This is a genomic window from Arthrobacter sp. GCM10027362, from assembly GCF_042679445.1.
Taxonomy (GTDB): Bacteria; Actinomycetota; Actinomycetes; order Actinomycetales; family Micrococcaceae; genus Crystallibacter.
Window position 1 is genome coordinate 1 of record NZ_JBHTML010000196.1, and the last position, 6978, is coordinate 6978.

General features: G+C 69.2%; 9 protein-coding genes. All 9 read right to left on the minus strand.

What is annotated here, in order from left to right:
* Positions 1–25: 25 nt before the first annotated feature.
* Positions 26–538, minus strand: a complete 513-nt coding sequence (locus ACFQ36_RS19205) for a PH domain-containing protein (protein WP_377016539.1) — start codon at positions 536–538, stop codon at positions 26–28.
* Positions 531–1037 carry a DUF3180 domain-containing protein gene (locus ACFQ36_RS19210; RefSeq protein ID WP_377016541.1) on the minus strand — a complete coding sequence of 169 codons (507 nt, stop codon included), beginning with the start codon at positions 1035–1037 and terminating at the stop codon, positions 531–533. The genes ACFQ36_RS19205 and ACFQ36_RS19210 overlap by 8 nt, the downstream gene beginning before the upstream one ends.
* Before the next feature lie 24 nt (positions 1038–1061).
* On the minus strand, positions 1062–1556 hold the full coding sequence (gene folK / locus ACFQ36_RS19215) for a 2-amino-4-hydroxy-6-hydroxymethyldihydropteridine diphosphokinase (protein WP_377016543.1): 495 nt from the start codon (positions 1554–1556) through the stop codon (positions 1062–1064).
* Complete coding sequence (folB, locus tag ACFQ36_RS19220) at positions 1553–1939, minus strand: dihydroneopterin aldolase (RefSeq protein WP_377016545.1); 387 nt, start codon at positions 1937–1939, stop codon at positions 1553–1555. The genes folK and folB overlap by 4 nt, the downstream gene beginning before the upstream one ends.
* A 10-nt stretch (positions 1940–1949) precedes the next feature.
* A complete protein-coding gene (gene folP, locus ACFQ36_RS19225; protein WP_377016547.1) occupies positions 1950–2855 on the minus strand; it encodes a dihydropteroate synthase in 906 nt (301 codons plus the stop codon).
* Positions 2856–2907: 52 nt separating this feature from the next.
* Positions 2908–3516 (minus strand): GTP cyclohydrolase I FolE, encoded by a 609-nt coding sequence (gene folE / locus ACFQ36_RS19230; RefSeq protein ID WP_377016549.1) that lies wholly within the window; start codon positions 3514–3516, stop codon positions 2908–2910.
* A 9-nt stretch (positions 3517–3525) separates the two neighbouring features.
* Complete coding sequence (gene ftsH, locus ACFQ36_RS19235; protein ID WP_377016551.1) at positions 3526–5559, minus strand: ATP-dependent zinc metalloprotease FtsH; 2034 nt, start codon at positions 5557–5559, stop codon at positions 3526–3528.
* 167 nt (positions 5560–5726) lie between these two features.
* Positions 5727–6278, minus strand: a complete 552-nt coding sequence (gene hpt, locus ACFQ36_RS19240; protein WP_377016553.1) for a hypoxanthine phosphoribosyltransferase — start codon at positions 6276–6278, stop codon at positions 5727–5729.
* A gap of 13 nt (positions 6279–6291) precedes the next feature.
* Positions 6292–6978, minus strand: a 687-nt coding sequence (locus tag ACFQ36_RS19245; RefSeq protein WP_377016555.1) for an ATP-binding protein, incomplete at its 5' end; no start/stop codon positions are given.

Here is a 6978-nt window from a genome sequence, read left to right on the forward strand (position 1 = left end):
TGGCCGGCCCCGACCCCGGGAACGCTCACAGCCCGGCCAGCCTTGCCTGCCCGCGGGCCGAAAGCTGCTCGCGCAGCCGCGCCGCCTCCGCCGCAGGGATGCCGGGGATGGCCGCGTTGGTGGCCGGAGAGGCGGTGTGCAGCTTCACCGAGGCCAGCCCGAAGGCCCGCTCCAGCGGCCCGACGGCGACGTCGACATACTGCATCCTGCCGTAGGGGACCACCATGACCCGCTGGAAGAAGATGCCGCCGCGGATCAGCAGGTCCTCGTCACGCTCCGCGTAGCCGATGGCCCTGACCTGGCGCGGGATCAGCAGCCCGCGCCAGAGCGCCAGCACCAGCACCGGCACCGGCAGCAGCCAGGCCAGCCGCAGCTCGAAGCCGGGCAGGACGCCGGCCAGCCGCAGCAGCAGCGGCAGGCTGAACAGCGCGACGGCCAGCACCGAGCCCGCCGCCCAGCCGAGCACGCGCACGGTGATGTACCGGGGCGAAACCCGCACCCAGTCGATCCCGGGCGGGTCGATCGGCTCCCTAGGCATATTCCCCCTCGCCTGCGGTTTCCGGCCCTTCCTCGGTGATTTCCTTGAGCGAGTCAGGTTCTTCGGGCGGCAGCTTGCAGAAACGCTCGACCACCAGGCCGACAATGACCATGACCAACCCGGCGCCCATCATGGCCAGCACCTGCCAGAGCACCGGCCCCCCGGGCCGGTAGGCCAGCAGCGTCAACTGGTCCACCAGGATGCCGGCGTGCCAGCCGATGATCAGCGCGCCGGCGTACGCGCAGGCCTGGGCCAGCACGAGCGTCCGCGCGGCCAGGACCGGGTTCAGCTCGCGGTCCCGCTTGCCGTTGCGCCAGCGCCGCACGCGCAGGCCCAGCACCAGCGTGAACACCACGATGGCGGCCATCGTGGCCAGCGAACTCAGGTGCAGCACCGGCACCGGCAGCGAACCGCGGGTCGTGACCAGGTTCGCCAGCCAGCCGAACACCCCGCCGCTGAGGACAATCAGGCCGAGCCAGCTGTATTTGATGGTTCTCATGGTCCGGTGTCCGTCATCCGCCGTTCAGCTCCCCGGCTCGAAGGGCTCCAGGCCCTCCAGGTCCGCGGCCGCGGCCGCCAGCTGGCCGACCGGAACGCCGTTGAGCGTGGCCGTGGCGTCCATCCAGGCCCAGGGCTGGAGCACGAAGGCGCGTTCGGCGGCCCTGGGATGCGGAATGGTCAGCCGCTCATCGGCCATGACCAGGTCCCCGTAGGTGATGATGTCGATGTCAAGCGTGCGCGGACCCCAGCGGACCTCGCGCACCCGGTGGTGCTTGTTCTCCACGGCCTGGCAGTGGGCCAGCAGGTCGAACGGGGCCAGGTCCGTCTCGACCTCGATCACCATGTTCAGGTAGTCCGGCTGGCCCGCGGGCCCGCCCACGGGCCTGGTCTGCACCACCGGCGAGACTTCGCGCAGCCGTACCTGCGGGGTGTCCACCAGGTCCGCGACGGCCAGCGCAAGCGTGTCGCTGCTTTCACCCAGATTGCTGCCCAGCGCCAGCACCGCCCGGACGCTCACGGATGGTTCTCCCGGTAGATGGTGACGGCGACGTCGGAAAAGGGAACCTCGATCGGTGCCTGGGGCTTGTGCACCGTCACCTCCGCCGCGTCGACCGCGAAGGCCCCGAGCACGTGCGAGGCAATCCGCTCGGCCAGGGTCTCGATCAGGTTCACCGGCGCCCCGGCAATGATGTCCCGGACCTGGTTGGCCAGCGCCCCGTAGTTGGCGGTGCGGGCCAGGTCGTCGCTGGCGGCCGCAGCGCGGATGTCCGTGTGCAGGGCCACGTCCACGATGAACTCCTGGCCCTCGCGGCGCTCGTGCTCGAAGACACCGTGGTAGCCGGTGGCGGAGATGCCGCTGAGCCTGATGACGTCAGGGCGGCCCGCGGGCCTGGCACCCATCGGCGCCGTCCTACCCGGCCCAGGCTGCGGCGACTTTGACCGCATCAAGGTTCGGTCCGGCGTCGTGCACGCGCACGCCCCAGGCGCCGTTGCCGGCCGACAGCGCGGTCACCGCCAGCGTGGCTTCGTCACGTTCCTTCGGTGCCGGCAGCCTGCCGTCCACCGACAGCAGGCTGCCCAGAAAACGCTTGCGCGAGGCGCCCACCAGCACCTTGTGGCCCAGCCCGGTGAGCTGCGGCAGCGCGCGCAGCAGGGCCCAGTTGTGCTCGCCGGTCTTGGAAAAGCCCAGGCCCGGATCCAGGATGATCTGCTCCGGGGCGACGCCGGCGGCCACGAAGCGGTCCCGCAGCGCGGCGAGCTCGGCAAGCACCTCTGCCACGACGTCGTCGTACCGGGCGTTCGGGTCCTCGTTGCTGGCCGAGCCGCGGCTGTGCATGAGGATGTAGGGCACCTTGCGCTCGGCCACCAGTTCCGGCATGCCCGGCTCGTAGTTCTGCCCGGACACGTCGTTGACGATGGCCGCCCCGGCGTCCAGCGCGGCGCGGGCGGTGGCCACGTGCATGGTGTCCACGCTGATCAGCGCCCCGGCCTTCACCAGGGCCTCGATCACGGGAAGAATGCGGGCCTGCTCCTCCTCCGGGCTGACCGGAGTGTGTCCGGGGCGGGTGGATTCGCCGCCGATGTCGATGATGTCCGCGCCGCCGTAGTGCAGCTTAAGCCCGTGCGCGATGGCGGCCTCGCGGTCGATGTGCTCGCCGCCGTCGCTGAAGGAATCCGGGGTGACGTTGAGGATCGCCATGACCACCGCACGGTCGGCGGGCAGGTCCGAAAACGCCTTGGGCGCACGCACCGTGCGCACCGGCGGCAGCGGGGAGGTGGCGGGCCCGGTTCCGGGGACGGCCGCGAGTGAATCCATCAATGTTCTGTTACCGCTTCCTGTTCGTAGAATGCCCTGCTGGTTCCGGCGCCTACCGGCCGAGGATCAGGCTCATGGCCTCGGCCCGGGTGGCCTGCTGCCGCAGCTGTCCGCGCACCGCGGAGGTGACGGTCATCGCGCCGGGCTTGCGCACCCCGCGCATGGACATGCACATGTGCTCGCACTCGATGACCACGATGGCCCCGCGCGGCTGCAGGTGCTCCTCCAGTGCCTCGACAATCTGGGTGGTCAGCCGTTCCTGCACCTGGGGCCGGCGCGCATAGATCTCCACCAGCCGGGCCAGCTTGCTCAGGCCGGTCACCCTGCCGTCGACGGAAGGGATATAGCCGATGTGGGCCTTGCCGTGGAACGGCACGAGGTGGTGTTCGCAGGTCGAGTAGAAGGGGATGTCCTTGACCAGGACCAGCTCTTCGTGGTCGATGTCGAAGGTCACCCCCAGCACTTCGGCGGGGTCCTGGTGCAGGCCGGCGAACACCTCGGCATAGGCCTTGGCCACCCGCCGCGGGGTTTCCACCAGGCCGTCACGGTCCGGGTCCTCGCCCACCGCGATCAGGATTTCGCGGACGGCCTTCTCGATCCGGGCCAGGTCGACGGTAGTGTCGATTTCCAGCTCGGCGATCTCATCATCGTATGCAGTCACCATTGGATCCTAGCCGTCCGCGCCCGGCGGAACGTCACCGGACAGCTCGGCGGCACCTTTGACCGGATCCACGATGACGGCTCCGTGGCCGTCCTCGGCGCGGCTGGCATGGGCGCGGGACGCCGCCTCGCGCTCCTTGGGGGACGTCACCGGGGGCAGGTCGTGCACCGGGCGGGTCTCCTTGGACAGCCAGACATGGCGCTCGTCGCGCTTGCGCAGATCCTTGAAGATCTCGGCGATCTCGGCCTGGTTCAGCGTCTCGCGCTCGAGCAGGGCCAGGGCCAGCCGGTCCAGCACTTCGCGGTTCTCGGTCAGGATCGCGTAGGCCTCGTCGTGGGCGGTGTCGATCAGCCGGCGGACCTCTTCGTCGACCACGAAGGCGACATGGTCGGAGTAGTTGCGTTCGTGCGACATGTCCCGGCCCAGGAAGGGCTCGCCGCCGCCCTGGCCCAGCTTCACCGCGCCCACGCGCTCGCTCATGCCGTACTGGGTGACCATCTTGCGGGCCGTGCCGGTGGCCTTTTCGATGTCGTTGGAGGCGCCGGTGGACGGATCGTGGAAGACAATCTCTTCGGCCACCCGGCCGCCCATGGCGTAGGCCAGCTGGTCCAGCAGCTCGTTGCGGGTCACCGAGTACTTGTCGTCCTCGGGGACCACCATGGTGTAGCCCAGGGCCCGGCCGCGCGGCAGGATGGTGACCTTGGTGACCGGGGCGGTGTTGCGCAGCGCGGCCGCCACCAGGGCATGGCCGCCCTCGTGGTAGGCGGTGATCTTGCGCTCGTGCTCCTTCATCACGCGCGAGCGCTTCTGCGGACCGGCCATGACGCGGTCGATCGCCTCGTCCAGGGCGCGGTCGTCGATCAGCTGGGCGTTGGAACGGGCCGTGAGCAGGGCCGCCTCGTTCAGCACGTTGGCCAGGTCCGCGCCGGTGAAGCCGGGGGCGCGCTTGGCCAGCGCCTTCAGGTCCACACCCGGGGCCATCGGCTTGCCGGCGGCATGGACCTGCAGGATCCGCTCGCGGCCCTGCAGGTCGGGGGCCTCGACGGCAACCTGGCGGTCGAACCGTCCCGGGCGCAGCAGCGCCGGGTCCAGCACGTCCGGACGGTTGGTCGCGGCGATCAGGATGACGTTGGTCTTCACGTCGAAGCCGTCCATCTCGACCAGCAGCTGGTTCAGCGTCTGCTCGCGCTCGTCGTTGCCGCCGCCGACGCCGGCACCGCGGTGCCGGCCGACGGCATCGATCTCGTCGACGAAGATGATCGCCGGGGAGTTGGCCTTGGCCTGCTCGAACAGGTCACGGACGCGGGAGGCGCCGACGCCGACGAACATTTCCACGAAGTCCGAGCCGGAGATGGAGAAGAACGGCACCCCGGCCTCGCCGGCGACGGCGCGGGCCAGCAGCGTCTTGCCGGTGCCGGGGGGCCCGTAGAGCAGCACGCCCTTGGGAATCTTGGCGCCGACGGCCTGGAACTTGCCCGGTTCCTGCAGGAACTCCTTGATCTCGTGCAGTTCCTCCACGGCCTCGTCCACGCCGGCCACGTCCGCGAAGGTGACCTGCGGCATGTCCTTGGAAATCAGTTTGGCCTTGGACTTGCCGAACTGCATGACCTTGGAGCCGCCGCCCTGCATCCGCGAGAGCAGGAACCAGAAGATCAGCCCGATGATCAGGATGGGCAGGATCAGGCTGATGAAGCTGGTGAACCAGTTGTTCTCGACCGGCTGGTCCGTGTAGGTGTCCACCTTGGAGGCGTTAACCGCCTGGACCACCTCGGCCCCGCGCGGCTGGCTGTAGAAGAACGTGACGTTTTTGCCCTTGTTGGAGCCGTTCACCACGTAGTCGTCCCGCAGGGTCAGGTCCACGCTCTGCGCGCCGTCACTGATCCGCGCTTCCTGCGCCTTGTTTTCGCGCAGCAGCTGCAGGCCGACGCTCGTGTCCACGCGCGTGGACTGGGGGCCGGCCAGGTTGGGCACGGCGATCAGCAGGATTGCCAGGACCAGCACAATCCAGAAGATCGGTCCCTTGAAAATGTTCTTCAATTTCATGCGTCTTGGGGGCTTGGCGCCCCGTCCTCCTGCTTGCTAGCGCGTGGTGCTGATAGGTCCGCTATAGACAGCTATACACCGTCCGGAAGGGATCACGCACGGCGGGAAAGATTAGTTCCCTCTCGGCGTAGAAGCAAGACGCCCCGCCGGGGCGGCCGGCTTCAGGCCTATTCGTAGATGTGCGGGGCCAGGGTGCCCACAAAGTCCAGGTTGCGGTATCTCTCCGCGAAGTCCAGGCCGTAGCCCACCACGAATTCGTTGGGGATGTCGAACCCCACGTACCGGACGTCGATGTCCACCTTGGCCGCGTCGGGCTTGCGCAGCAGGGTGCAGATTTCCACCGTGGCCGGGCCGCGGGAGAGCAGGTTCGTCTTCAGCCAGGACAGGGTCAGGCCGGAGTCGATGATGTCCTCGACGATGAGCACGTGCTTGCCCATCAGGTCCGTCTCCAGGTCCTTCAGGATCCGGACCACGCCGGAGGACTGGGTGCCGGAGCCGTAGGAGGAGACCGCCATCCAGTCCATCTTCACGTGGCTGTGCAGGGCGCGGGCCAGGTCCGCCATCACCATGACGGCGCCCTTGAGCACGCCCACGATCAGCAGGTCCCGCCCCTCGTAGTCCTTGTCGATTTCCGCAGCCAGTTCCTCGATGCGCTGCTGGATCTGCTCCTTGGTGTACAGAACGTGCTTGAGGTCCGCCTGGACGTCGCTGGTTTCCACCAATTACTCCCGTTTAGTGATCTGCCTGTAGGCCGGTTGCCCTAAAGACAAGATTGCCATAGCCGCGTCCGTCTTGGGGAACCCGCTGCCCGCGGGCCCTGCGATAGACGCTGACCTTGCCGGCCAGCTGCACCGGGCCCGCCGAGCCCTGCCGCCGCAGCAGGGATTCGGCCGCGAGCAGCCGCTCGTAGCTGGGGTTTTCCCCGCCCATTTCGGCCGCGGCGAGCGCGATCACCCGGTGCCGCATGGCGTCGGGCAGTGCCGCGAGCCCGGCACGTTCCAGCTCGACTCCCGCCGCGGTGGCGGTCCGCAGCCTGGCATATTCGGCCGCCGCCAGCGCATCGAGGTAGTCGGCGTCGGCGCGCAGGATCCGCGCCGAGCGCCACAGCGCCTGGGCCACCCCCGGGCCCAGCTGCTCTTCCAAAAACGGCAGCACCCGAGTGCGCACCCGCGAACGCAGGAAGGCGGGGTCCGCGTTGGTCGGATCGTGCCAGGGCTCGAGCCCCTCGATCCGGCACAGTTCCTCGGTGTCCGTCCGGCGCAGGCTCAGGAACGGGCGCAGGAAGATGCCGCGCCGCTGTGCCATCCCGGCCAGCGAGCGGGTGCCCGACCCGCGGCCCAGGCCCAGCAGCACCTGTTCGGCCTGGTCGTCCAGGGTGTGCCCGAGCAGCACGGCCGCGGCCCCGAGCTCGGCGGCAGA

What these genes read in the sequence shown, in the direction of transcription:
- ACFQ36_RS19205 (WP_377016539.1), bottom strand. Translation starts at nt 538, where the DNA reads ATGCCTAGGGAGCCGATCGACCCGCCCGGGATCGACTGGGTGCGGGTT.
- ftsH (WP_377016551.1), bottom strand. Translation starts at nt 5,559, where the DNA reads ATGAAATTGAAGAACATTTTCAAGGGACCGATCTTCTGGATTGTGCTG.
- folB (WP_377016545.1), bottom strand. Translation starts at nt 1,939, where the DNA reads ATGGGTGCCAGGCCCGCGGGCCGCCCTGACGTCATCAGGCTCAGCGGC.
- folP (WP_377016547.1), bottom strand. Translation starts at nt 2,855, where the DNA reads ATGGATTCACTCGCGGCCGTCCCCGGAACCGGGCCCGCCACCTCCCCG.
- ACFQ36_RS19210 (WP_377016541.1), bottom strand. Translation starts at nt 1,037, where the DNA reads ATGAGAACCATCAAATACAGCTGGCTCGGCCTGATTGTCCTCAGCGGC.